The following is a 23,496-nucleotide window of genomic DNA, read 5'->3' as shown; positions in this document are numbered from 1 at the left end:
CGGAGCCTGGATTTTCATCTGGTCGTCGGCCTCATTCGGCTTTTAGTTTCTTGACGGCATCCCAGTCGATTTCGATGCCGAGTCCCGGCCGATCCGGGACGTCGAGCGTTCCGCTCTTCTGCCGGCGGCACCCGGGAGCGAGATCGGCCAAACTCGTCTTGAACGGACTGGCGTCACATTCGCATTCCATGACGGCGAAGTTCGGCATCGCTGCAGCCAGATGGACGCTCGCGGTCTCGCAGACGATGCCCGACATGCCGATGTGCGGCGCATAGCGGATGTCATGGGCGGCGGCGTAATCCGCCATGCGACGTGTCTCCGTGATGCCGCCCGCGCGCGCTACGTCTGGTTGCAGCACGGACAGCGTCCGATTGGCGATCAGGCGTTGCGCCTGGTCGAGGGTGAAATTGCTTTCGCCTGCAGCCAGCGGCACGTCACAGCGCCGGCGCAGTTCTTCGTAACCCTGCTCGTTCTCCGGCTGCAGCGGCTCCTCGAACCAGAAATAGCCGTATGCCGAAAGCGCACTGCCGACCTCGACAGCCTCATCCAGATTGTAGGCCCAGTTTGCGTCGACACAGAGCCCGATCACGTCGCCGGCCCGCTTGCGGATGCGCTCGATACGTTTGCAGGCGTCACGCACAGGCCGCGCTATCTTCACCTTGATGCGCGTAAAGCCCTCGTCAACATAGCGATCGAGTTCAGCGTCGGCGGCCTTGTCGTCGACCCAATTGACAGCGGCGGCGTAAACGTCAATGCGATCGCGTCCAACGCCCCCAAGAAGCTTCGCGACCGGCTGCCCGGCCGCCTTGCCAAGGATATCCCAAAGCGCAATGTCCACGCCGGCGATGGCCTCAATCAGCATGCCCCCCGCCCTGCCCGACAGCGCGCGGCGCATTGACTGCCACAGAGCGCCGATGTTGCGCGCGTCCTGGCCGAGAAGGCGCGGCGTCAGCGAGCCTTCGATCAATTCGACATAGGCCTTGGGTGAGAACCGCGCCAGGGTTTCGCCGACGCCGACGATACCCTCGGTCGTACGCACCTCAACAAGAACCAGCGAAACCTTTTCATAAACGCCCCAGGACGTGACCGTAGGCTTGGGCAGCGTCTGGCTGAGGGGATGAGCAATCACCTCGGCAATCTTCAACGACTCCGCCACGATTGGATCGCTCCCGCGCATCGACTCCAGACTTCCTCCTTCGGACGATTTCTCATAGCGCCAACGTCGCAACATAGCAACTGGCAAACTTAGTTGCTATGTTGGCTGCAATTGTGCTAGGCAGCCGTTGAGAGGATGCCGAATGCCCGCAGACGCCGAACGCAAGTCGATTTTCGCCGCAAAACTCGCGAGCCCTTCCCGCCTGGCGGACGGCGTCTCGGATGCCATCGCCGCGGCCCTGTTCGACGGACGCATTGCCCCGGGCGAGGCGCTGCCGCCGGAGGGCGAGATCGCCAGGGAATTCGGCGTCTCCAAGCCGATCGCGCGTGAGGCGCTGCGCCAGTTAACCAGCGCAGGTCTGGTATCGACGCAGCAGGGGAAGGTCGCCCGCGCCAAGGCGCTCAGCGGCGAACCGATGGACCGTATCTACGCCTATGCGGTCCGCTCCAGCCTGACGCGGCTTCAGGAAGCCAACGAAATGCGCCGCGTCATCGAGGTGGGCATCGCCCGGCTCGCCGCCGAGCGCCGCGATCCGAGAGGATTGGAAGTAATGCGCCAGGCCGTGCTCGACATGCACGCCGGCATTGGTAAGCCCGGCGATTTCACCGAAGCCGACATACAGTTCCACCTCGGCCTTGCCATGGCCACGGGCAACGCCATGATCCGCATCCAGATGGAAGGTATGCGGTCGGTCCAGCGGGAGGTTTCGGAGCTGTTCTCGCGGCGCTCCAATCGCACAAACGCGGATTGGCTGGCCACCGTCGAACGGCACCAGGCAATCTACGATGCGATCGCAGCGGGCGACACCAACCTCGCCGACCGGCGCATTCACGAGCACTTTGACGCTGCCGACATTGCCTCGCTCGAGGTGGCCGGCAAACTCGGAGGGCAGTCGGCTTGAGTCACGACCGTTTCTCCCTCGCTGGCCGGCGGGCGCCGGTAACCGGCGCCAGTTCCGGTATCGGTCGGGCGGTTGCGATTGCCCTCGCCCAGCATGGAGCGTCAGTCGGGCTGCATCATTTCGGCGACGCCGCTGGCGCGCGCGACACGGCGGCCGCCATCGGCGATGGCACCGCCATCTTTGAGGTCGATTTTACAGACGGCAAAGCGATGTCGGCTTTTGCGGACGAAGTCGCCTCCAGTGCCGACCCCATCAACATCTTGATCTCGAATGGTGCTATCGAACGACGCCGTGCATGGGGCGAGGTCGACGAGGCACATATACAGGCGCATGTCGCGGCAAACTTCACAGCGCTGCTCACCTTGGCTGCGCGGCTTGTTCCAGCCATGGCGAAGCGCGGATGGGGACGCGTGGTTGCTACCGGCAGCGTCATGGCCACGCGCCCACGCGCCGAAACAGTCGTCTACGCGTCACTGAAGGCGGCGCAACTGACGGCAGTGCGCGCCATCGCACGGGATGTAGCGCAGCATGGCGTCACAATGAATGTGGTATCGCCTGGCGCCATCGAGACCGAGGCTATGGCCGAGCGCTACCGGGACGCCGCTTTCCGCAAGGCGGTTGCGGCAAAAATTCCCGCCGGCCGCCACGGCCAGGCCGACGACCTCGTCGGAGCTTTCGTTTTCTTGTGCAGCGATGCTGCCCGCTACATCACTGGAGCCGACATCCCCGTCGATGGCGGCTGGACGATTGGCGACGCACCCGGCGTCTCGCCCGGAGTGACGGCATGACAAGACGCCGCTGCTTGCCAGGCCACTCAGATCGCATTCGCAGTTGTTGATTGGACCATCAGCGTTTTGGAGGAGACCATGAAGACCGCAATGAAGCTCGCAGTTTCGACCCTGGCCCTGTGCGCCATGTCGACCCTGGCGCTGGCTCAGGAACTCCGGGTAACCGTATGGACCGGCAGCGAGGCCCATCTCAAGATGTTAAACGGCATCGCCGCGGGCTTCATCGCCAAGCATCCGGGCGTCACGGTGAAGTTCGAGACGGTTCCGGTCGCGGACTATACCCAGAAGCTTACCTTCCAGGTCGCCGGCGGCAACGCCCCGGACGTCGCCTGGATGATGGAAGATGCGGCACCGGCATTCGAGAACGCTGGGCTGCTGATGGACATCGGCCCGACGCTCAAGGCGACCGAGGGATACAATTTCGACGATTTCTCCCAGCCGGCGATGGCGCTTTGGCAGAAGGACGGCACGGTCTACGGCGTGCCGTTCTCGACCTCGCCGTTCCTGATCTACTACAACAAGGACATGTTCGACAAAGCGGGTCTCGAAGATCCCAATCAGCTCGCTGCAAAGGGCGAGTGGAACATGCAGAAATTTCAGGAGGTCGCCAAGAAGATCACCGAGGCCAATCCCGGAAAATGGGGCTTTGAGTTCAAGGACGGCGAAGGCTACGCATCGCGGATGACGCACGCCCTGCTGCCGCCCGTGCGCGCCTATGGCGGAGAGCTGTGGGCGAACGGCCAGTGCGGCCTGGACAAACCGGAAGCGGTGGCTGCGGTCAAGCAACTTCATGACATGGTGTTCAAGGACAAGTCGATTGTGCCGCCTGGAGAACAGGGCGATTACTTCTCAGGCAATTCCGCGATGACCATAAACCAGATCTCGCGAGCGTCGAAGATGCCGGAGGCGGGCTTCAAATGGGGCATCGCGCCCCTGCCCTCGGGACCGGCCGGTGAGGCTCCGGTCATCGGCCAGGCCGCCCTAACGGTCTTTGAATCGGGCAAGAACAAGGACCTCGCCGCTCAACTGGTTGCCGAAATGACCAGCAAGGACAACGTGGCGATCATGGCCCAGTTCTTCCCGCCGGCCCGCAAAAGCGTTCTGGAGAGCGACGCCTTCGTCAATTCCAACAAACTGATCCCGCCCGAGCAGATGAAAAGTGTCGCCGCCGCAATCGTTAACGGCCGCGTTCATCCGTCGCATGAGCGGGTGCCGCAAATATTCGCTGCTATGTCGCCGCGGGTCGACGCGCTGTGGCGGGCCGACGCCAATGTCGAAGAAGCCGTGAAAGGCGTCTGCGCCGCCATTCAGCCTTTGCTCTGACCGGGCTCTGTTCGGTGGCCGACTCGGCATCGCGGGACAATATGGCGCGCTCGGTAAGCGCGCCGCGGTTGACCTTGAAAACCAGGGAAATGCTGGAAGCGTGGCTGTTCGTCAGCCCCACTTTCATCGGGTTCCTGATTTTCTTCCTTGGGCCGCTGGTCGCCATCTTCTACTATTCGACGACCGAGTGGAACCTGCTCAGCCAGCAGGCGACATTCGTTGGGCTTCACAATTTCCAGAATGCCCTGCTGGAGAACCCCGACTTCTGGCATGTCGTCCGAAATTCCGTGATCTTTGCGCTGGGGCTTGTTCCCCTGAACATGGCGCTGGCCCTATCGCTTGCACTGGCGCTTTCGCGGCCGTTCTTCGGCGTCGTGTTCTTTCGGACGATTTTCTTCGCACCTGTGATCACTTCCGCGATTGCCTGGGCGATCGTCTGGAAATTCATGCTGCAGGGTGAAGGTGGCGCAGTGAACCAGATGCTCGCCTGGGTCGGCATCGATGGTCCGAATTGGCTGCGCGAGCCCAACTGGGCGATGGCGGCAGTCATCGTCACCCGCGTCATCAAGATGGTCGGGCTCAACATGATCCTCTACATCGCCGCGCTTCAGTCGATACCGCGCGACTACGAGGAAGCGGCGAAATTGGAGGGCGCTTCGCGCCTGCAGATCTTCCGCATGATCACCTGGCCGCTGCTTGCGCCAACGACGCTCGTCATCATGGTTCTGACGACGATCGGTTCGTTCAAGGTGTTCGACCATATTTACCAGATGACTGGCGGCGGCCCTGAAAACGGGACCCTGGTGCTGGCGTTCTACATCTACCAACAGGGCTTCAAGTTCTTCAACGTCGGCTATGCAGCGGCGCTGGCTCTGATCATGTTCGCCATCGTAATGGCGCTCACCCTTGTGCAGGTGATGTTGCGGCGGAGGGAGATGGAGTGACCCCACGTCAGACCGAGATCCTCTATCGCATCTGCTGGACCATAGCCCTGCTGCTGCTGGCGGTGCCTTTCGTGTTTCCCTTCCTGTGGATGATCTCCGGCGGCTTCAAGAGCACCACCGAAATCTTCGGCGCGCCGACCTTGATCCCCCGAGTCTGGCGTATCGAGAACTTCGCCGAAGTGTTCACCTACCAGCCCTTCGCGCGGCAGTATTTCAATTCGCTTTACATCGCCGTGACGGTAACGGTACTGACCTTGTTCATTGCATCGCTCACCGGGTATGCGCTGGCGCGCATCCGCTTTGCCGGCGCTGGCCTTTTGATGCTGTTTCTGGTGATAGCACTGATGGTGCCTGAAGAGGTCACCATCATCCCGAACTTCTTCCTGATCCGAGCGATGGGACTGATCGACACACATTGGCCGCTCATCCTTCTGCCTGTCTTCGGCCCGCAGGGCGTGATGGCGACGTTCTTGATGCGCCAGTTCTTCCTGGCGTTGCCCCGAGAACTCGAAGAGGCCGGCAAGATGGATGGGTTGTCGAGGTTCGGCATCTGGTGGGCAATCGCCCTACCCATGTCGCGGCCGGCACTTGCCGCGGTTGCGGTGATCACGTTTCTGCATTCGTGGAACCTGTTCCTCGAGCCATTGATCTTCCTCAGCTCGATTGAGAAATTCACGCTGCCGCTGGCGCTGTCCAACTTCAACGACAGCTACGGCCTGCCTTTGTGGAACCTGCAATTGGCGGCGACAAGCCTGGCCGTGGTTCCCATCCTCATCATCTATCTGATCGCCCAGCGCCAGATCGTCGAGAGCTTCGCCCTCTCCGGCGTCAAGGGATAAGGGAAGCCCGCCATGACAAAAGTTCTTCTCAAGGACATCCGCAAGCGGTTCGGGACGGTCGAAGTCATCCGTGGTGTCGATCTTCAGATCGAGGATGGCGAGTTCGTGGTCTTCGTCGGTCCGTCGGGATGCGGGAAGTCCACGCTGCTGCGGCTGATTTCCGGCTTGGAGCACATCAGCGACGGCGAACTCCACATCGGCGACCGCCTGGTCAACGAGGTTCCGGCGGCCAAGCGCGGCGTGGCAATGGTGTTCCAGTCCTACGCGCTCTATCCCCACCTCACGGTACGCGACAACATGGGCTTTGGCCTCAAGATTCGCAAAGTGCCGGCCAAGGAGCGCGCCCGACGCGTCTCGGAAGCCGCCGCAACGCTGAAGCTCGAGCCATTGCTTGACCGCTTCCCGCGTCAGTTGTCGGGCGGACAGCGCCAGCGCGTGGCCATCGGCCGCGCCATCGTCGGCAATCCCGAAGTTTTTCTCTTCGACGAGCCGCTTTCGAACCTCGATGCCGAACTGCGTGTCCACATGCGCTCGGAGATCGCGGCGCTGCACCAGCGCCTGTCAACAACGATGATTTATGTGACGCACGACCAGATCGAGGCCATGACCCTCGCCGACAAGATCGTCGTATTGCGCGAAGGGAAGATTGAGCAGGTCGGTTCGCCCCACGAACTCTACAACGAGCCCGGAACCATCTTCGTCGCCCAGTTCATCGGCAGTCCGAAAATGAACATCTTGCCGTTATTCGGCGGCCAGCCAATCACCCACAACTCATCCGTGCCTGCCACGGCTGCATCGGTCGGCGTTCGACCTGAGCACCTGTCGCTTGTCGCGCCCTCAAACACCGCGCTACGTGGTAAGGTAAGGCTGGCTGAATACACTGGCGCTGTCACGCTCATTCACGTCGAACTGGACGGAGGCCAGACTTGCCTCGCCATCCATAACCAAGGGATAGCGCCCGAAATTGGCGCCGAGGTCGGACTGAAGACTGCACCCGAGCACCTGCATTTCTTCGACAACGAAGGACGCACAGTCTGACACGTCATGCTGGCCACTGTGTCGGGTAAACGCATACGTCAGCCAGTCGCAAACCGTCGCAAATTGAGGCTGTTCCAATGCTCTAATCTCTGTCACCAAAATTGAAAATTTCGACTAAGCTGCGTGCCGCCGATAGTAGAAGAACGCCTCTTCGACAGTGGGTCTCGCGATGTAGCGGTCTCCCGCTACCACTTGATCAATAAGATCAATCGGTTATGCAGACAGCCGCTACCATCGACCACTTGCCGGCCGTCAGTATCCGTCCGCGCCTCGCAAGCTCTGGTGGCTTGCGGAGCAGTCGGACGACGTGCCAGGCTCCGAGCGCATAGCCGCCGAGAACCACGAGCTTCACGACCACGAAGGGTGAAGCCAGAAGGGCGAGGATGGCGAGGCCGGCAAACGGATCGATTCCGACCCTCGCCGAAATGCTCGCCATCCCGGCCCGGATCAGCCTTTGCTCGGCACCGGCGTGTTGAGAAGCTGCTGCTCCCAAAGATACGCGATGCCGCTGCCGCCGAAGTGCTGGATGAGAATCTCGGTCAGCTCCTCGACATGCTCGGTGCGCGCCCAATCGCGTTGCCATTCGCCAGCGAGCGCCATCACGGTCATCACGTTCGCGCCGGCCGCGATCATTCGCTGGATGGCAACTTCGTGAGACTCCTTCGAAATCCCGCCCGACGCGTCGGTGATCACGGTCACGTCCCAGCCTTCGCCGGCGGCCTGGATCACAGGCATTGCGACGCAGACCTCGGTCCACAGGCCGGCGATGATCAGCTGCTTGCGGCCGGTCGCCTTGACGACGTTCACCACATTCTCGTCCTGCCAGGTGTTCACCCAGGTGCGATCGATGACTTCCTGGTCCGGAAATACGTCGGTGATCTGCTTAAAGAGAAGTCCACCGCGCGCCGCGATCACGCTGGTGAGAATGGTCGGAACATTGAAGGCTTTTGCTAGCTTCGCCAGCGCGGTCGTGTTGTTGACCACCATGTGCGGATCGTGGCTGTTTAGGTTTGCGAGCTGATAAGGTTGGTGATCGATCAGAACGAGCACCGAATCTTCAGGACGAAGAAGCGAATCAAGGCCGTTACGAGGGGTCATCAAGACTTCCTTTCTCTGCCGCTATGGACGGCGATGGGTTTACGGGAGACATGCGCCAGCGGGCGACGTTGCCTGGACGCAATTTGCTGTTCCCTTTGGTGATGCGGTAGTGCCATAGTCAGGCAAGCTGTGTCGCGAAACGAGGAACGCCGAATTGGACATCGAAGATCTACAGACGTTCGTCGCAGTGGCCGATGCAGGGGGCGTGTCGGCCGCCGCGCGCCGGCTCGGCGTCTCCAAGTCAATCGTCAGTCGGCGGCTCTTTCGGGTTGAAGCGGAGCTTGGCGTCCAGCTTCTTGCACGAACGACCCGCGGCGCCGCGCTCACGGAAGCGGGAATCACGTTCAGAGACCATGCGGCCCGAGCCAGCGCCGAGATCGATACGGCCAGGGAAACGATCCTCCCCAGCGGTGAGCTGCGCGGCCGCCTGAGGGTTGCCATGCCGCTTTCTTTTGGACCGACCCACTTCGCCCCCGTGCTTGCGGAAATGGCGCAATACCACCCGCAGCTCCACATCCATACCTCCTACAGCGATCGCTTCGTCGATCTGATCGCCGAAGGTTTCGATTGCGCGATCCGGGTTGGTTACCTTCAGGACTCCAACCTGATCGCCAGACGTGTCGGGCCGATCTATGGAAAGCTTGTCGCAAGCCCGGATTACATCAAAGCGCACGGTTCACCTGAGACGGTAGAGCAGCTCGTCAACCACCAGGCCCTCATGCAAGGAACGGAAGCCTGGCAGTTCATGGACGGCGACAAGATCGTCACGGTTCAGCCGCAGGGCAGGTTCAAAGCCGACAACGCCACGGCGCTCGCCGCCGCCGCGGCGGCAGGGCTCGGCATCGCTTGGCTCCCTGATTGCATCACGTATGACCATGTGACCTCCGGAGCGCTCGTTCCGATTATGACACGCTATCCCCCACCTTCGGCAGGCGCGTATGTCGTCCGACCGCCGGGTAAGCACCCCACACGGAAAGTCCGGGTCCTCACCGAGATGCTGATCGAGTACTTCGCACGAAATTCGGACGTTTGGGGTCTCGACCGTTAAAACACGAACGGGGCGAAGCCTTATTAAAGAATCGCGTTCGACGGTCGCTCTACTGCGAGCCGCTGAGCTCGACGACATTGCCCGCACGTTCCACTTACTGCGACACAGCTTGACGTATCACAGGACTAGTTGGGCAGACGATCGCTCGCCAGTTTAGGCATTCGTCGGGCCGAAAGCGCTGTTCCCGCTCGCGCGGTCCGGATTAATCGAAATCGGGCATTCGCATCGGCAAGGGCGAGGCCCCCCGGAAACCCCAAGAGAGGATGAGGCGCATGAGTTGGAACCCGGCAATCGAACCGGGCTGTCCCGATGAGGTTGGCCTCGACGCGATCGAAACGCTCATCGTCCCGCGCGCTCGAGACCTGGGCGGCTTCGAGGTTCGGCGCGCCCTGCCCGCACCCAAGCGGCAGATGGTCGGACCGTTCATCTTCTTCGATCAGGCCGGCCCGGCCGAGCTGCTGACCGGGCAAGGCGTAGATGTCCGACCGCACCCGCATACCGGTCTCGGCACCGTTACGTACCTCTTTCGCGGCGACTTCCATCACCGGGACAGCACCGGGGCAGACCAGATCATCCGTCCCGGCGAATTGAACTGGATGGTCGCCGGGCGCGGCGTGACCCATTCGGAGCGCACTTCCTCGGCCGCCCGGAGCGGTCCGAACAGCCTGTTCGGAATACAGACCTGGGTTGCGCTGCCCGACCGCCACGAGGACATGGCGCCCATGTTCGAGCATTATGGCCAGGAGGCGCTCCCGGTGATCGAGGATCGCGGCGTCTCGGTCCGGCTGATCCTCGGGGAGGCCTATGGTGAGAAGGCCCCCGCGACAATGTACTCGGAGACGTTCTATGCCGACGTGGCGCTCGAAGCAGGAAGCCGATTGCCGATGCCGCACGATCACGAGGACCGGGGCATCTATATCGTCGAAGGCTCGATCTCCATCGCCGGGCAGGAATACGAGGCATCTCAGATGATGGTCTTCCGCCCCGGCGACAGGATCACGGTCGCGGCCGGCGACAGAGGCGCGCGGCTGATGATCCTCGGCGGCTCGACCCTTTCGGGTCCCCGCTACATCTGGTGGAATTTCGTCGCCTCATCCAGGGAGCGCATCGAAGAGGCCAAGGCCGAATGGCGCGCTGAGGACTGGGGCAAGGGACGTTTCGATCTTCCCGCCAATGACCGGGATGAGCACACTCCACTTCCGGACTGACCGGTGTGCGGACAAGTCGATCGCCCATATGCGACCGGGGCGATCGCAGAAGACACGAACGACGTCGCGTGCCGGCTGAATGCTGGATGGAGACAGGGAAAATGAGCAACAAGTGGCCCCTCCTCGACTGCCTCAGTTGGCGCGAGACGTGTTCTGCCTGCATCTATACTTGCAGATCGCCGGCAAGTATCGGCTGACTCATACCCGTGGCTCAACTATTCCTGGAATGCGACCTTCTATGTCACGCCTAGTGGCCTGACATCACGGGTCACAGTCGATCCTGGTGGATGGCGGCGTGACAATCCCAAGGCCGCGCTGAGGACGTCGCGTTGACACGCAGGAGTTCAAGTTAGCCACTCAACCACACCGCTAGAGGAGCAATTCCCATGAAGGTTCGCAAGTTCACCATCACCGACGCAGTGCTGGAGCGTTCCCCGGGACAGGACGGAGACGTGTTTGTGGGCAATCTGGTCGACCAGCGCCATGCCTCCCCGATCACCATCGGGTACGGGCGCTATGGACCGGACCAGACACTTGAGGAGACAATGGCCGTCGATGATGTGATGGTCGTCCTCGAGGGGCGGCTTTCGGTGTCCGGAAAGTCAGGCAGCGTCACCGCAGGGCCGGGCGAGATCGTCCATATGCCCAAAGGGCAGAAGGTGACGATCCGCTCGCACGAGCAAGGCGCGCTCACCGCCTATGTCACCTATCCCCACTGGCGGGAGGCACGCCAGTAAGTCCTCCCCGCAACGCCGCAGGCTCGACGTCCACGCGGATCATGCTCAACCGAGTAGGCGTTGAGGTCTTGCCTGTGCAGATCTGGCGCGTGGCCTCTCCACTTTGTCCCAGCGACGCCTCGCGCCCGCAGGCTCAAAGCTGTGCAAATCCGCCGTTCACGAACACCTCGCGCCCGTCTGGAAGCTGCTGTCGTTGCTCGCGATTTGCAGCCCACATGCCATGCCGACACAGCCGGCAGCCCAGTCCCAAGCATCCCGATAGCGCCCGATCGTTTGCAAGCCTTGAAGAATTTCGATCGCGGCGGCGGTCAGATGAGGAGCACGGTCAGCTTTGCCCGGTGATTCGGCCAAGCAAAATATCCGATGCTCGCCAGCACGGCAAACGCAGCGGCGTGATTGAGTTTGTCATAACCAAGGGTGATGGCGATGCCAAACATCTGCAAAAACCACCCAGGCGAAAGGGTGAGCAGGAGAATGCCAGCCAGCGTGACCAGAAAAGCAGTCCTTGCTGTGACGATATGTAGTCTTACACGCGACAAAGGTTTTATCGGTCTTTCATTAAAAAGCGCAGGCTCTCAGGCTCACGGCTGTGCTTGCTAGGTGTAAGTTCACTTCCCAACGACCTGACGCATCAGTCGAACGGATGAAGCCTAATAAATTCTTACACAGTATACGGGTGGAGGATGCGGAACGACTTTTGCCGGGTTGCTCTTAAGCATGCCGGTGAGCTGTTCTGCCCGAACATCGGGCTCGATCATGTGGACACCCAGCCAAGAGCAGCTTTCCCTCCGGTCTTCCAGTGACCACACCTTCAATGTCACTCTGTTTGAGGGTCTCCACTCGTCGGATTTTTGCGGGTGGATCGAGGCCCATGCCCGCAATCGGACTGTGCTGGCGGTCACCACTCCTACTGTCGAAAGGCTCTATGGAAACGCAATCCGTGCAGCCTTCGCAAGCGTCGGTTTGAAGCCGTCCTGGCTCGTGTTGAACTGCACCGAGCGGACGAAGACCATGAAATCCGTGTTGACCGTTTGTCGCGCAGCCTCAGACGCCGAGATCGATCGCCGGGGTGCGTTGGTGGCGATCGGGGGTGGCGTCTGCTCAGATATCGTTACGCTGGCGGCTTCGATGCTACGCCGGAGTTTGTCTCACCTTCGCATCCCCACCACCTTGATTGGGCAGGTGGATGCCGGAATCGGACTGAAGGGTGGCGTCAATTTCGGAGAAGGCAAGAACTACCTTGGTTGTTTCCACCCACCGGAAGCTGTCGCGGTGATCCCGTCATTACTCAAGACCCTGGGCGTCGATACGGTCAGGCAGGGGGTGGCCGAGATGATCAAGGTCGCCTGCACCTCCGACACAGATCTCTTCCGGATGATCGAAGAGATTCGCGGAGGTGGGCTGCAGTCCTGGGTCCGAAACGGCGACTCGTTGGCTCACGAGCCCATCCAGCGCGCCATCGCCGCCATGCTGGGAGAGCTTTCGAAGAACCCCTTCGAGATTACATCCTACGAGAGGGCGGTAGATCTGGGTCACACGATCGCCCATCCGCTTGAAGCTTCGACCCATTACGAGCTCCACCACGGCTTTGCCGTCGCGATCGACCTCGCTTTTTCCAGTGTTCTCGGTTGGCACCTCGGTTGGCTCAGGGAGCAAACGGCCCTGCGCATAGTGGATCTGTTGGTGGCAGTTGGCTTGCCGATCTGGCACGAGCATCTGAACGAAGACTTGGTTTCGAGGTCGTTCCGGGCCGCCGCCAAGCATCGAGGTGGCAATATAAATATGGTGGTGCCGACCGACCTTGGCCGCTATCGCTTCCTCAAGCGGGAAGATCAGTGTCCGCCGGGATTGATACCCGAGGTTCTCAGCTATTTGCGCGCTCGGAGCTGGCAGGAAGCTGTTTCCAATAGCGGTTCGGCTCAATATGGGGTGGAACTTCCTGTTGGGGGAAATCCTGCCAGGATTGGCCTGCAATGAGCGTAGGGCCTTTCCTTTCAAGGCCAAGTCCGGACCGAATTTCAGTTCATGCTGAGGCGCTTGCCGGCGAACTGCTGGCGCTGCCGATTCGGCCGTGCATGCCCGACGGGGAGATCGCCTACGTTACCGCGATCGTCGGCTCGTCCCGGACGTACTGATGACGCGGGTCTGCGTCCTTGGCGGGAGCTCGCCCTTCACGGTAGCGCTCGTCGATGCGATTGAGGGAAGCAAGGCGTTAAGCCACCGGCTGGGCGAGTGGGTATTAGTCCTCCAAGGGCGCAACGTGCAAAACGTTGATGCGGTTGCACATTATGCCCGGCACCGGCTGGGAGCATTCGGAACCTCGGTCATATCCACGACGGACCTCGATGCGGCCCTGGCCGATGCGGAGATCGTCGTTGTCCAGACGCGCTTCGGCGGGCTTGAGGCGAGGGCCGATGACGAACTCTTCGCAAGCGAGCTGGGATGCATAGCTGACGAAACGTTGGGACCCTGCGGCCTGCTCTCTGCCTTCCGTCAAATACGGCCGGTAGACGATCTCGCGATCCGCATGAAGGCAATATGTCCCGGTGCCTTCGTCGTGAACATGATCAACCCGCTGAGCCTGACGACGGCCATGATGCTCCGCCGCGGCTTGGCTGCGGTCGGCATCTGCGAGCTTCCCCTTGCCACGCTCCAGGCTTTCGCGCGGGCGCTGCGCATCGATCCGACCGAACTTTGCTGGAGTTACGAGGGCCTCAATCACAGAGGCTTTATCCCCATCGCCAGGACCCGTGACGGGGAGGATCTCCTGCAGCGCGTCCTCCGGTTGGCCCCAGATAGCGCAACGCAGAAGTACCGGGACGATATTCTTCGCCTTGGCGCAATATCCACGAAATACTTCGCTCTTTTCGACGGCGGGGCTTCGCACAACAAGGGTCGGGCGGTCGCGCTGATATCTCTGCGAGATGCGATTGCCAAGGATCTTATCGCAGATCCTACACAGTGCCCGGCGCAAATAGCAAAGCGTGATATGCCTTGGTATGCGCAAGCTGTCGTGCCGCTCGTCGCCGCACGCGTCGGAGCGCAGGGCTACGATGCCACCATAAACGTCGCAGTGGATGGACCTCTCGTTCACGAGCGACGAGTCCGCGTCCTCGGTGATCGCATCGATATTCTTGAATCCGAACCAGCCAACGGTCCATTCCGCGACTGGCTCGCGGCGTTCGAACATCACGAACGATTGAGCCTGGCGGCGCTCGCCGATCCTACGCCGTATACGATCGGCGCAGCGCTTGAGGCCGATCGGATCACGCCTTCCGACAAAGTTCAGACTGCAGCTGCGCGAATTTTCCGGACCTGGCGCGATGCTGCCAGCAATCCGCCAACCGTGCGAGGCCAGCAATGACCAATAAGGACATTGCTGTCTTTGATATCGGCGGCACGCATTTTCGTTCGGCGCTGTGGACAAATGGAAGGCTGGGTCCAGTAAAGCGACGACCTGCGATCAACTACCTTAACACGGCCCACCACAGCCCCGTCGAACTCCAGGAAGCGTTGGCCGACTATCTGGTGGCCGAGACTGAGCGTCTGCAACTGGAGAGCGGAACCGCGATAGATCATGCCGGCATCTCACTTGGAGCACCCTTGAATGCTCGCAGCGGTCGTGTGCTGCAATCTGGCCCACTCTGGGGCCCGAGATCAGGACCCTTCGAGCTCCAGGCGGCGTTGACACGCCGTCGGCTGGACACCCGCTGGACGATCGCGAATGACGTGACCGCTGGACTGGCATCCTACATACAGACCTGCGATCCGGGGAGCCATTCGCGTATCTTGTTCGTCACGGTGAGCACCGGGATCGGGGCGAGGCTCTACGATTTCGCGCGAGGCGGCGTGCCGGTCGATCCCGTGCACGGGATACAGGGCGAAATTGGCCATATCAAAGTAGAGGCTTTCTTCCGCGGCACGCGTCTTAAGTTTACCTGCGATTGCGGTGGATGCGACCATCTGAACGCCTATTCGTCCGGACGCGGCGTGTTGAAACTGCTGCGCGAGTTGTCAGCTTGTTCCCCCGACGCGCTGGCAGCCTCGACGATGGCCGCGGCACGCGACGAGGACGATGATGCCATGCTCGCGGAGTTCTCGCGTGGGGTGGCGGCCGCTGATGCCCTCGCCTTAGACGTCCTCGCTACGATCACGCGACCGCTGGCAACTATTTTCTCGGCACTCCTGACGCACGATCCGCTACTCGATTCAATTGTTCTCACCGGGGGTGTCGTGGATGCACTCGAACCGGCCTATTCGGCCAGCCTTGATCGGCAATTCCGCGACCATGGATTGTTCCAGATCACTGAATGCGATTCGTCCTATTTCGCCCGCCGGCTCCGTGTCGTCGCGCCGGGGGACCTGTCTGGACTTATCGGTGCTGGCCATCTCGCCGAAATGGCGGATGAGGGGCGAAGCATCCATGTTTTCCGGTGATCGGATCAGCTTGACCGGATCGAAGTCGCACCTCGCTCTTGTGCGGCCGTCGGGCATGGGTGCCCCAAGACTGGAGCAGGTCCGGACACCCGTGGCGCTACCGGGCGATTTTGTCTGCCGGACCCTCATTGCCGGCGTCTGCGGGACCGACCTCCAGATTCTACGCGGCGTGCGCGACGATCCAGCCCGGATCCTTGGCCATGAGGGCGTAGCGGTTGTCGAGGAAGTGGCCGCGAAAGCGGATCAACGCTGGCTAGGTGCGACGATTGCGGTGAATCCAACGCCTGACTGGGGCACTGCTGAACTTGGCCATACTCTCGACGGGATGATGCAGCAGCGCTTCCTCGTGCCTGCTCGGTTGCGGTCCTTGGTCGTTTCGTCGCCCGCGGAACTGGCTGCCGATCTCGCTATTCTCGCTGAGCCGCTCGCATCCGTCCTAACTTGCGGAGGCATTCTCAAGCGGGTCGCGGAGCCGATCCGTGTATTGGTGGTGGGACGAGGTACGATCGGCCAACTGCTTCGTATTGCGCTCAAAACTGCCTGCGCGTCGGTTCGGGACGTAGTCGTCATAGGGACGAAAGAGACGGCCGGTGTTGAGAACGGAGCATTCGACACTGTGATCCTATGTTCCTCGCGCCAGGATGTAGCGGCCGCCCTCAGTATCGGGCTAGACTCCTTGTGCGACGGCGGCATCCTCCATCTCTTCGGAGGTCTCCCCTCTGAGGGTCGGGACCCGCGTCTGCCCGGGGTCAATCTCAGCGAGATCCGCGCGCGAAATACCGGCGGACGTGTCGGTTGGCCGCTTGCCGAGCAATGCCAGACAACTATCGGCCACAAGCGGGTGGCGATCACGGGGCACCGCGGTTCTTCCAACGCGATGCTGACACGGGCAATGCTCGAACTCAGCGCCCGCCCCAATACCTATCGGCCGCTTCTTACGATCGTGACAAACCCGGAGGAAGCTATCCATACATTACGCGACGCTGTCGGCTATCCGCCGGTTAGATCCTGGACCAAGCTTGGGATCGACTTTCGGAGGTGGCGAACTTGAGGGGAACGTCCGTTGACGAGTAACGCGCCTTTGACTGTCTCACAGAGTAGCTATCGACCACAGATCGGGGTTGCGCTGTGGAAGGTGGGCGATCGGGGCCTGACCGGCTTTGAAACCGCCGCCGCTGCGCATCTCGATCACGTTCACGTCGACTTGGGTGGCCCGAACCGCGGTCCCGATCTCACAGATATCGGAATACTGGCGGCGTTCGACACAACGTCACGCCGTTTCGCGCTTCCGATCACCGCCCTTGCAGTCAATCGGCTCAACGATCTCGGCCTGACCGCGCCAAAGGGCAGCCAGGAAGCATTGGAAGTCCGGCGAAGTATCTTGCATGCAATTAGAGTGGCGGACCGTCTGCGGGTGCCCAGGATCATCATTCCGGGTTTTCGCCAGAGCCTCGTTCGGACGTCGCGGGACATGGCTAGAACGGCTGAAGTGCTGCGTTTCGCGCTTGGTCCCGCCCAAGCCGCAGGGATTACTTTGGCATACGAAAGCGGGCTTGACTCCGAAAGAACCCTCCAGATTCTTCAAGCTGTTGGCCAGCCGGGCATCTGCGTACAGTTCGACACGGGAAATCCCGCTATCTACGGGCATTCTGCGGCCTCCAATTGGGCGCGACTTGCTGACGTCGCCTCGCCGGACGTCCACCTTAAGGATGCTTTGTCGGTCGAGGGGGATGTGCCGCTGGGCGACGGTGTAGCCGAACTAGAGCTTACGTTCATTGCATTCGCGCACCAGCCGACGCCTACATCCTTCACACTCGAAGGCGACTACAGCGACGATCCTGGACCTCGCATCAGTCGCGACCTCGCTCGCCTGAAGACACTCATCAGAAGGTCGATGTTGTCGAACTGCCTGGACTGCCCAGATGAGCGACGGCACGTCTCTGCTTCAATGTATCGATAGATGGGTGGCTGTATAATGAAACCTGCCATTGCGAACGCCTACAGGCTGATTTTTTTCGGCGGCTCGATGATTGCTCGCATGGGCATCCTGTGCGTCTCAGCCCTGCTCATTCTATTGATTTATGGCCAAGCCAAACTGTCAGCAGAGGAGAATGGCATAACCCTGCATTACACCTCTGGCGGTTCGGCTGCTGCAATCGCGGCCGCGGGCTTCAACCTCGCTGACGTGCAATATGTCGAGCAACTCAATGCGCTTCCTCCCGGGATGAAGGGGCTGATCTGGCTTGACGAGAGCAGCGGCGTCACGCCGCGTTTCATCGCCAAGGTCAAGCCGTTCATCGGCAACCCGAAGCTGTTCGGCTTTCGCCTCTGTGACGAGCCTGACATCACCGGCAAGTACCACTCCCCGGCAGTCAGCCCGGCAGCCCTCAAAGCCGAGGCTGACTGGATCAAGGCCAATGTGCCCGGGGCCGTGACGTTCGTCACGCTGATGGACATGGGGTCTTTTGAAGCCCCCCACTTCATGAACACCTTCAATCCCGCCAACACCGGGATCGATTTCTTCGGCCTCGATCCGTATCCGGTACGCGGCAAGGTTTTCGATTTGGACTTCATCGACAGGACGGTCGAGGCAGCCGTCGCCGCGGGCATCCCGCTCAACAAGATCGTGCCTGTGTTCCAAGCCTTTGGCGGCGGCAATTGGAGGACCTATACCGGCGGGGTCAGAGACGTTTATAAGCTGCCGACACCGGACCAGGCGAACCAGATATTCGCGCGCTGGGCAACCTACGCTCCCAATCCCGCGTTTGACTTTGCGTACGCGTGGGGATCGCAGAACGGGGACACCAAGCTGGGCAGTACCAGCCCAGAGGCACTAAGCCTTCGCGTGGCGTTCAAGGCACACAACACGGCGCATTCGCGGTAGGCCCGATATCCGTGGACCCGTGTCCACGGTCACGCTTTGGTCTCCAGTTCGAGATAATAATGCATCACGTCGCCGAGGCTCTGCGGAAGATCGACACGGGGCTGCCAGCCGAGCGCGCGCAACCGGCTGACATCGACCACCTGCCGCCCGATATCCACCGCCCGTCCCGGCAACTGCGCCAGCGCCGGATCGGCAATCCCAGCCGCGGTGACGAGCAGATCGTAGACTGTGGCGATCTGCGTCTCGCATCCTGAGGCGACGTTATAGAAAATATCGCCGGCGCCGGCGAAGCCGATCGCGACCAGCGCACTGGCCACGTCGCGCACGTCTATGAAGTCGCGCCACGCGGTCAGCGGACCGAGGGCGATGCCATCACGTCGCCCCACCCTTAGCTCAGTGAGTTGGCTGGCGATGCGGCCGGCGACATGGCGCTCCTCCTGGCCCGGCCCGACGACGTTGAAGATGCGCGCCACGCGGCCGTCGATCCTTCCCGCGCGCGTTGCGATCCGCACGATGTCCTCGCTGGTGCGCTTGGTCGCGGCGTATAGGTCAATCGGCTCTGTCGCGCCGGTTTCGACCAGCGGCAAACCCCCACCGCCGAGTTCGCCATAGATCGAGCCCGAGGATCCCAGCACCAGCACCGCGCCCCGCCCGGCCAGCGCATCGCAGAGATGGCGCGTGACGACGATGTTGTTGGTCACCAGCCGATCGAATGGTTCGTCGCGCAACGATCCGGCAAGATGGAAGACGATATCAGGCGCGGTTTCCGCGATCAGCCGCGCCGCTGCCGCCGCGTGCGACAGGTCGGTAGCGACATAGGCATAATTCGGCCCGTCGGGCACCAGAGCATTTGGCAGCGGCGCAGCGTGCTCGGCACCGCCGGGATGGATGTGGTGCGTGAAGCGTGTCGCATTGCCCGGCGAACGGCCGGCGCCGATTACCCGGCAATCGCCGCGATCGCACAAAGCGCGCACCAGATAGCGGCCGATGAACCCTTGTGCGCCGGTGACCAGTATCGTCCGCGTCACGTCATATCACCCAGGCAATCGCGCACGCCGTCGGCCAGCGCGATCTCCGCCCGCCAGCCTAGCGTCTCGCGCGCCAGCGAGACGTCGGCGACGAGATGCTCGATGTCGAATACGCGCGATCGGTCGCCCTGCCCCTCGACGATCAGCGCGTCCGGACCGCCGCCGATCCTCGCGAAGGTTGCGGCGAGCGCGGCGACGTCGGTCCCGGCGCCGGAGGCCATATTGAGCGTCAAGAGGCCCGGTTTGTCGCGCGCGGCGGCCATCAGCAATCCCCGCGCCAGATCGTCGACATGCAGGTAATCGCGCGTCGTATCGGCCGAGAAGACGCGCATCGGCTGTCGCAGGCGCGCCTGTGCCGCCAGACGGCCGACCAGCCCGTTCGCCCGCATCCCCGGGCCGTAGACCGAGAAGGGCCGAACAATGATTGCCGACCCCAGCGTCCCTCGCCGCACCGCACCCGAGACGAGTTGCTCCGCCGCCGCCTTTGCCGCGCCATAAGGCGAGAGTGGCAGGAGCGGCGCGCTCTCCGATACGCACGCGGTGTCCGGGCGACCATAGACCTCGGCCGACGACACATGGACGAAGCGGCGCACGCCAATCCGCTCGGCGGCGGCGAGCAACGTCGCCGTGCCCAGCACATGTGCGCGGGCGAATGCCGCCGGCGCGTCGAACGAAGCCGCAACGGAACTAGGCCCGGCAAGATGAACGATGGTGTCGATCCCGGCGAACAATGCCTCTAGCGCCGGCTGGTCGCAAATGTCGATCGCTCCCGCTTCCCCGTCGATCGGGCCGACATGCGCCACGCATGCATCCTCGCCGATCCGGCGCAGCACCGCCCGGCCGATAAAGCCGTTCGCACCGGTGATGCCGATCACGCCCCGTACCCCCGTGCGGCGAGGCGACGGCGCACCGGCTCCGGCAGCTCGTCGCTACTGAGCGTACTCGCGGCGCCGACATGGACCCGCAGCACGCCGGCTTCCGTCATCGCGTCGCAGACATAGTCTACATTGCCGCCCGCGACCCGGATCTCGCGCGCGACCTCCCCCGGCCACCATGCTTCGAAGACGGCATCGCCCAAGAGCAAGGCTTCGGCGGCAGCCAGCTTGGCGGCGTCATTGACGTCGATCCATGAAGCCTGGTGGCGATAAAGTCGCACCACCGCGCCACCAGCTATCAACAGATTGGCGGCATCGACCAGGCCGAGCGGCGTGCCCTGCGGCAGGCTGCTCAATGCGGCAGCGGTCACCACCGCCAGCCCGCTGCCGACCAGGATCGGATAGACCGGCTTCTCGCGATAGGCGGTGAGCAGATCAGGATCACCCGCGTCCACTTCGAGCGCGCCGTAGGGCATGCGGAATGGCTCGTCATGCGCCGCCAGCGTCATCGCCGCGCCGGACGCACGATGCGCAGCGGCCAGCGCCGCCAGATCGAGCGTGGTGAGATTGTCGGCATACACCACCAGCACGTCGCCGGGATCGCCCGACAACATTGTCGCCGCGCCGAAATTGCCCTGCGGTACTTCCTCGATCAAGGGAGCTAATGCCACGCCGATGCCGGCGGCGCGTGCGGCGAAATCGGCGATCCTGTCCGCCTCACGCGCTGCATCGGCACGGGTCAGCGCGATGAAGATGCGCCGGCATCCGCCACGCGCCATCATCCAGATGTTGCGCTCGAGCAGGCTGACCCCGCCGACCTCGACCAGCGGCTTGCGCCCGACTACGCCGGAGCGCGCCATGCGCTCGCCCTGCCCGCCGGCCATGATCAGACCGGTCCATGCGCCACTGCTCATCGCGGCGTCTCGATGCCGGTGCCGCGCATCGCTGCCAGCGTCGTCTCCACCATGTGCTGCCGGGTGAAGCCGGACAGGAATCGGGCATAAGCTGCGGTCCGCAGCCGCTCGGCGAGGCCGGGTTCGCGGATCATCCGCTCCAGCGCATCGGCCAGCCGCGCCGGCGCGTGCGGCGGCACGACCAGTCCGTCGATTTCGGGCCGCAGGAAATCGCGCACCCCGACATTGTCGCACGCGACAATCGGGCACCCCGAGGACGCGGATTCGAGCAAGGCGGTCTGCAATCCCTCGCGATACCACGACGGGATGCAGGCGATGTCCGCCCCGGCGTACAGCGCGGTGATGCTCGGCTGGTACCCGATGAACGCAACATCGGGATAGGAGCGTGCCCGCGCCAATTCCGCTTCCGTCAGCGCGTCGGCGCGGCCGCTCATCGGGTTCGAGGTGAACACCATGCGATGCGCCACGCCGCGTTCGGACAGGATGCCCGATGCGGCAGCCGCGTCCAGCACGCCCTTGTCGCGCAACAGTCGCCCGGGAACGAGTATCGTCGGCCGCGCGCCGACCGTGCGCGCTTGCTTGTAGGGGAAGTCCTCCGGCATGACGCCGCAGCCGCCGGTGACGATCACGCGGTCCGCTGCGACGCCGGTGCGCCTGATCAGTTCGGCCTTGTCCTCGTGATTGTGGACGATGACGATCGCCCGCCGGCTAGCGAAGGCGAAGCGATAGACAATGCAGATCAGCCGGGTCGTTAGGCTGCCGCGCTGCGACTCCGAGAAGGACGCGCCGAGTCCAGTGACCAGATAGATCGCATGCCGGTTGCTGAGCCTGACCCACGGTCCGGCCAGCAGGATCGACAGCGCCGACCACAGGATGAACACACTGCCCGGGCTGAACAGCGCCGCTCGCGCCGCCATCAAGCTGGCGCGCGCCAGCCGCAATGGGCTCGGCCGCCCGCGATTGCGCGAGAACGGCATCGTCCGCGTCGCGATGTCCGGCGCCAGCGCATCGCGCGCGGCATCGATCGCCGGCCTGGAATCCCAGCCAGCGGTGGCGAGCCCGTTGTCGTCCGGCGACCACACTTCCACGGCGTGGCCCGCCTCGGCCAACGCGGTGCTGACATGGTTGAAATCGGAAATCCAGCGCGGCAACGCGGTGACGACGACGATGATGCGGCGTCCCTTGCGCATCACGCGCTGTCGGTCTTATGCCGTGCGGCGACGAACGCGGTCTGCGGGCCGCCCATCGGGAGCCACCGGCCTATCCCGTAGCGCAGGAACATGTGCAGCCGGTAATAAGGCGCGGCCGCCCAGCCCTGCGCGAGAGGGGCGTGGCTGTCCGGTGCCGCTGCGACGCGCCGGCTGCCCAGCACCGTGCTGAGCGCGGTCGACAGCCCGACCGGATAGCGCCGCATCGCGATCATCTTGAGCCCGGCTGCGTCCAGCAACCGTTCGATCGCCAGCGCATCGAAGAACCACATATGCGTCGGCATATTCGGCCGCCCGACAAGCCGTTGCCAGAAAGGCGACAGGTTGGAAAACAGCCCGACCTCGAAGCAGATCGTGCCGCTAGGCGCCACCTTCGCCGCGATCGCCCTTAGCGCCGCCACCGGATCGGGGAAGTGACTCAGCAGATCGACATGGAAGCTGGTGTCGTAGCGCCCTTCGGGCAGACGGCTGTCCTCGATCAGAGCGCGTTCCACCGTGATGCCCAGCGTGCGTTCGACGCGCGTGGCGCGTTCGTCGGACGGCTCGACCGCCTCGACCGTGAAACCGGCCCGGATCGCCGCCGCGGTGAACTCGCCGTCACCGCAGCCGATCTCGAGCAGCCGTCCACGCTGCGTGAATGCCTTCACCCAGCCGACCCGCGCGCGCGCCGGCGCGGAATAATAGACGCGGTGGTGATGATCGATCGGCGCGTCCACCGGATGGGCCGGCAACGGATCGATATAGATGACCCCGCACACACACTGCCGGCCGCTATACTCCCCTTCGCGCAACGCCACCGGACCGGCATTGGTCCGGCAGATTGGACAGGCGCCCGATCGTTGCAAGTTGCTTCCCTCCATACTGCCATCATCATACAGGCAGCGGGACGCTTCTCTGACATCTATCTGGATGATGCCGTCGCCTATAAAGGCGTCTTTATCGGCGGCGTTCAGACGAGCCCGATCCGCGCTGGATCAGAGTCATCGGCAGGCGTCGCATGCCAGCCCTGGTCCCGTCCGGTCCAGTGGATGCCGACGACGGCAACGTGAAGCTGGCCAGGTGCTTCATCA

The 23,496-nt window shown here is 62.5% G+C and carries 24 protein-coding genes; 15 read left to right on the top strand and 9 right to left on the bottom strand.

The window, feature by feature from the left end; translation table 11 throughout:
- Window positions 1-31 precede the first annotated feature (31 nt).
- Window positions 32-1,156 (bottom strand): mandelate racemase/muconate lactonizing enzyme family protein, encoded by a 1,125-nt coding sequence (locus CIT25_RS08750; protein ID WP_425351739.1) that lies wholly within the window; start codon window positions 1,154-1,156, stop codon window positions 32-34.
- A 142-nt stretch (window positions 1,157-1,298) separates the two neighbouring features.
- Between CIT25_RS08750 and CIT25_RS08745 the strand changes: the two genes are divergently transcribed.
- From CIT25_RS08745 to CIT25_RS08720, 6 genes are all read left to right on the top strand, one after another.
- On the top strand, window positions 1,299-2,057 hold the full coding sequence (locus tag CIT25_RS08745) for a FadR/GntR family transcriptional regulator (protein WP_095484153.1): 759 nt from the start codon (window positions 1,299-1,301) through the stop codon (window positions 2,055-2,057).
- Window positions 2,054-2,845 (top strand): SDR family NAD(P)-dependent oxidoreductase, encoded by a 792-nt coding sequence (locus tag CIT25_RS08740; protein WP_095484152.1) that lies wholly within the window; start codon window positions 2,054-2,056, stop codon window positions 2,843-2,845. The genes CIT25_RS08745 and CIT25_RS08740 overlap by 4 nt, the downstream gene beginning before the upstream one ends.
- 78 nt (window positions 2,846-2,923) lie before the next feature.
- The gene (locus CIT25_RS08735) at window positions 2,924-4,168 is read left to right on the top strand and encodes an ABC transporter substrate-binding protein (protein WP_095484250.1); all 1,245 of its coding nucleotides are present in this window, start codon (window positions 2,924-2,926) and stop codon (window positions 4,166-4,168) included.
- Between the two features lie 41 nt (window positions 4,169-4,209).
- Window positions 4,210-5,112, top strand: coding sequence for a carbohydrate ABC transporter permease (locus tag CIT25_RS08730; RefSeq protein WP_095484249.1), 903 nt, complete (start codon window positions 4,210-4,212; stop codon window positions 5,110-5,112).
- Window positions 5,109-5,951, top strand: a complete 843-nt coding sequence (locus CIT25_RS08725; RefSeq protein WP_095484151.1) for a carbohydrate ABC transporter permease — start codon at window positions 5,109-5,111, stop codon at window positions 5,949-5,951. Before CIT25_RS08730 ends, CIT25_RS08725 begins: the two co-directional genes overlap by 4 nt.
- Window positions 5,952-5,963: 12 nt before the next feature.
- Entirely contained in the window at window positions 5,964-6,989 is a 1,026-nt protein-coding gene (locus CIT25_RS08720; RefSeq protein ID WP_095484150.1) for an ABC transporter ATP-binding protein, read from the top strand.
- Between the two features lie 205 nt (window positions 6,990-7,194).
- Here the strand turns inward: CIT25_RS08720 and CIT25_RS08715 are convergent, their stop codons facing one another.
- Both CIT25_RS08715 and CIT25_RS08710 read right to left on the bottom strand, forming a co-directional pair.
- Window positions 7,195-7,425, bottom strand: coding sequence for a hypothetical protein (locus tag CIT25_RS08715; RefSeq protein ID WP_206072930.1), 231 nt, complete (start codon window positions 7,423-7,425; stop codon window positions 7,195-7,197).
- 11 nt (window positions 7,426-7,436) lie between these two features.
- Window positions 7,437-8,087, bottom strand: a complete 651-nt coding sequence (locus tag CIT25_RS08710; protein WP_095484149.1) for a hydrolase — start codon at window positions 8,085-8,087, stop codon at window positions 7,437-7,439.
- Window positions 8,088-8,241: 154 nt separating this feature from the next.
- Here CIT25_RS08710 and CIT25_RS08705 point away from each other — a divergent pair, with 154 nt between their 5' ends.
- The 3 genes from CIT25_RS08705 (at window position 8,242) to CIT25_RS08690 (ending at window position 11,080) form a co-directional block, all read left to right on the top strand.
- Entirely contained in the window at window positions 8,242-9,135 is an 894-nt protein-coding gene (locus CIT25_RS08705) for a LysR family transcriptional regulator (protein ID WP_095484148.1), read from the top strand.
- 272 nt (window positions 9,136-9,407) lie between these two features.
- Window positions 9,408-10,343 (top strand): pirin family protein, encoded by a 936-nt coding sequence (locus CIT25_RS08700; RefSeq protein ID WP_095484147.1) that lies wholly within the window; start codon window positions 9,408-9,410, stop codon window positions 10,341-10,343.
- A gap of 386 nt (window positions 10,344-10,729) precedes the next feature.
- Window positions 10,730-11,080 (top strand): ethanolamine utilization protein, encoded by a 351-nt coding sequence (locus tag CIT25_RS08690; protein WP_095484146.1) that lies wholly within the window; start codon window positions 10,730-10,732, stop codon window positions 11,078-11,080.
- Window positions 11,081-11,388: 308 nt separating this feature from the next.
- Here the strand turns inward: CIT25_RS08690 and CIT25_RS37400 are convergent, their stop codons facing one another.
- A complete protein-coding gene (locus CIT25_RS37400) occupies window positions 11,389-11,619 on the bottom strand; it encodes a hypothetical protein (RefSeq protein WP_245329794.1) in 231 nt (76 codons plus the stop codon).
- A gap of 217 nt (window positions 11,620-11,836) precedes the next feature.
- On the opposite strand from CIT25_RS37400, the gene CIT25_RS08680 reads away from it, so the two are divergent.
- The 6 genes from CIT25_RS08680 to CIT25_RS08655 all read left to right on the top strand — a co-directional run bounded on the left by CIT25_RS08680 (window position 11,837) and on the right by CIT25_RS08655 (window position 18,401).
- Window positions 11,837-13,057: a sedoheptulose 7-phosphate cyclase gene (locus tag CIT25_RS08680; protein ID WP_095484145.1), complete on the top strand. Its 1,221-nt coding sequence runs from the start codon at window positions 11,837-11,839 to the stop codon at window positions 13,055-13,057.
- A 157-nt stretch (window positions 13,058-13,214) separates the two neighbouring features.
- Window positions 13,215-14,444, top strand: coding sequence for a family 4 glycosyl hydrolase (locus CIT25_RS08675; RefSeq protein ID WP_095484144.1), 1,230 nt, complete (start codon window positions 13,215-13,217; stop codon window positions 14,442-14,444).
- A complete protein-coding gene (locus tag CIT25_RS08670; protein WP_095484143.1) occupies window positions 14,441-15,517 on the top strand; it encodes an ROK family protein in 1,077 nt (358 codons plus the stop codon). The genes CIT25_RS08675 and CIT25_RS08670 overlap by 4 nt, the downstream gene beginning before the upstream one ends.
- Window positions 15,459-16,568 (top strand): alcohol dehydrogenase catalytic domain-containing protein, encoded by a 1,110-nt coding sequence (locus CIT25_RS08665; RefSeq protein WP_245329793.1) that lies wholly within the window; start codon window positions 15,459-15,461, stop codon window positions 16,566-16,568. The genes CIT25_RS08670 and CIT25_RS08665 overlap by 59 nt, the downstream gene beginning before the upstream one ends.
- A 12-nt stretch (window positions 16,569-16,580) precedes the next feature.
- On the top strand, window positions 16,581-17,477 hold the full coding sequence (locus CIT25_RS08660; RefSeq protein WP_095484141.1) for a sugar phosphate isomerase/epimerase family protein: 897 nt from the start codon (window positions 16,581-16,583) through the stop codon (window positions 17,475-17,477).
- A 15-nt stretch (window positions 17,478-17,492) separates the two neighbouring features.
- Window positions 17,493-18,401, top strand: a complete 909-nt coding sequence (locus CIT25_RS08655; protein WP_245329792.1) for a hypothetical protein — start codon at window positions 17,493-17,495, stop codon at window positions 18,399-18,401.
- Between the two features lie 29 nt (window positions 18,402-18,430).
- Here the strand turns inward: CIT25_RS08655 and CIT25_RS08650 are convergent, their stop codons facing one another.
- The 5 genes from CIT25_RS08650 to CIT25_RS08630 are packed head-to-tail and all read right to left on the bottom strand — an operon-like array spanning window position 18,431 to window position 23,271.
- Window positions 18,431-19,429: an NAD-dependent epimerase/dehydratase family protein gene (locus CIT25_RS08650; RefSeq protein WP_095484139.1), complete on the bottom strand. Its 999-nt coding sequence runs from the start codon at window positions 19,427-19,429 to the stop codon at window positions 18,431-18,433.
- Window positions 19,426-20,304, bottom strand: coding sequence for an NAD-dependent epimerase/dehydratase family protein (locus CIT25_RS08645; RefSeq protein ID WP_095484138.1), 879 nt, complete (start codon window positions 20,302-20,304; stop codon window positions 19,426-19,428). Before CIT25_RS08645 ends, CIT25_RS08650 begins: the two co-directional genes overlap by 4 nt.
- A complete protein-coding gene (locus CIT25_RS08640; protein ID WP_095484137.1) occupies window positions 20,301-21,218 on the bottom strand; it encodes a sugar phosphate nucleotidyltransferase in 918 nt (305 codons plus the stop codon). Before CIT25_RS08640 ends, CIT25_RS08645 begins: the two co-directional genes overlap by 4 nt.
- Complete coding sequence (locus CIT25_RS08635) at window positions 21,215-22,408, bottom strand: glycosyltransferase (RefSeq protein WP_095484136.1); 1,194 nt, start codon at window positions 22,406-22,408, stop codon at window positions 21,215-21,217. The genes CIT25_RS08640 and CIT25_RS08635 overlap by 4 nt, the downstream gene beginning before the upstream one ends.
- Window positions 22,408-23,271 (bottom strand): class I SAM-dependent methyltransferase, encoded by an 864-nt coding sequence (locus tag CIT25_RS08630; protein WP_245329791.1) that lies wholly within the window; start codon window positions 23,269-23,271, stop codon window positions 22,408-22,410. The genes CIT25_RS08635 and CIT25_RS08630 overlap by 1 nt, the downstream gene beginning before the upstream one ends.
- Between the last annotated feature and the right edge of the window lie 225 nt (window positions 23,272-23,496).

The sequence above is a fragment of the Mesorhizobium mediterraneum genome (assembly GCF_002284565.1).
Lineage (GTDB): Bacteria > Pseudomonadota > Alphaproteobacteria > Rhizobiales > Rhizobiaceae > Mesorhizobium > Mesorhizobium mediterraneum.
Note: the sequence above shows the minus strand (reverse complement) of the source record. Positions and strands in the feature narration are given on the sequence as shown.

Excerpts from the sequence above, each read along its gene's own strand:
- CIT25_RS08690 (WP_095484146.1), top strand. The coding sequence starts at position 10,730 with ATGAAGGTTCGCAAGTTCACCATCACCGACGCAGTGCTGGAGCGTTCC.
- CIT25_RS08745 (WP_095484153.1), top strand. The coding sequence starts at position 1,299 with ATGCCCGCAGACGCCGAACGCAAGTCGATTTTCGCCGCAAAACTCGCG.
- CIT25_RS08680 (WP_095484145.1), top strand. The coding sequence starts at position 11,837 with ATGTGGACACCCAGCCAAGAGCAGCTTTCCCTCCGGTCTTCCAGTGAC.
- CIT25_RS08655 (WP_245329792.1), top strand. The coding sequence starts at position 17,493 with ATGAAACCTGCCATTGCGAACGCCTACAGGCTGATTTTTTTCGGCGGC.
- CIT25_RS08735 (WP_095484250.1), top strand. The coding sequence starts at position 2,924 with ATGAAGACCGCAATGAAGCTCGCAGTTTCGACCCTGGCCCTGTGCGCC.
- CIT25_RS08720 (WP_095484150.1), top strand. The coding sequence starts at position 5,964 with ATGACAAAAGTTCTTCTCAAGGACATCCGCAAGCGGTTCGGGACGGTC.
- CIT25_RS08710 (WP_095484149.1), bottom strand. The coding sequence starts at position 8,087 with ATGACCCCTCGTAACGGCCTTGATTCGCTTCTTCGTCCTGAAGATTCG.
- CIT25_RS08635 (WP_095484136.1), bottom strand. The coding sequence starts at position 22,408 with ATGCGCAAGGGACGCCGCATCATCGTCGTCGTCACCGCGTTGCCGCGC.
- CIT25_RS08700 (WP_095484147.1), top strand. The coding sequence starts at position 9,408 with ATGAGTTGGAACCCGGCAATCGAACCGGGCTGTCCCGATGAGGTTGGC.
- CIT25_RS08670 (WP_095484143.1), top strand. The coding sequence starts at position 14,441 with ATGACCAATAAGGACATTGCTGTCTTTGATATCGGCGGCACGCATTTT.
- CIT25_RS08640 (WP_095484137.1), bottom strand. The coding sequence starts at position 21,218 with ATGAGCAGTGGCGCATGGACCGGTCTGATCATGGCCGGCGGGCAGGGC.
- CIT25_RS08730 (WP_095484249.1), top strand. The coding sequence starts at position 4,210 with ATGGCGCGCTCGGTAAGCGCGCCGCGGTTGACCTTGAAAACCAGGGAA.
- CIT25_RS08715 (WP_206072930.1), bottom strand. The coding sequence starts at position 7,425 with ATGGCGAGCATTTCGGCGAGGGTCGGAATCGATCCGTTTGCCGGCCTC.
- CIT25_RS08675 (WP_095484144.1), top strand. The coding sequence starts at position 13,215 with ATGACGCGGGTCTGCGTCCTTGGCGGGAGCTCGCCCTTCACGGTAGCG.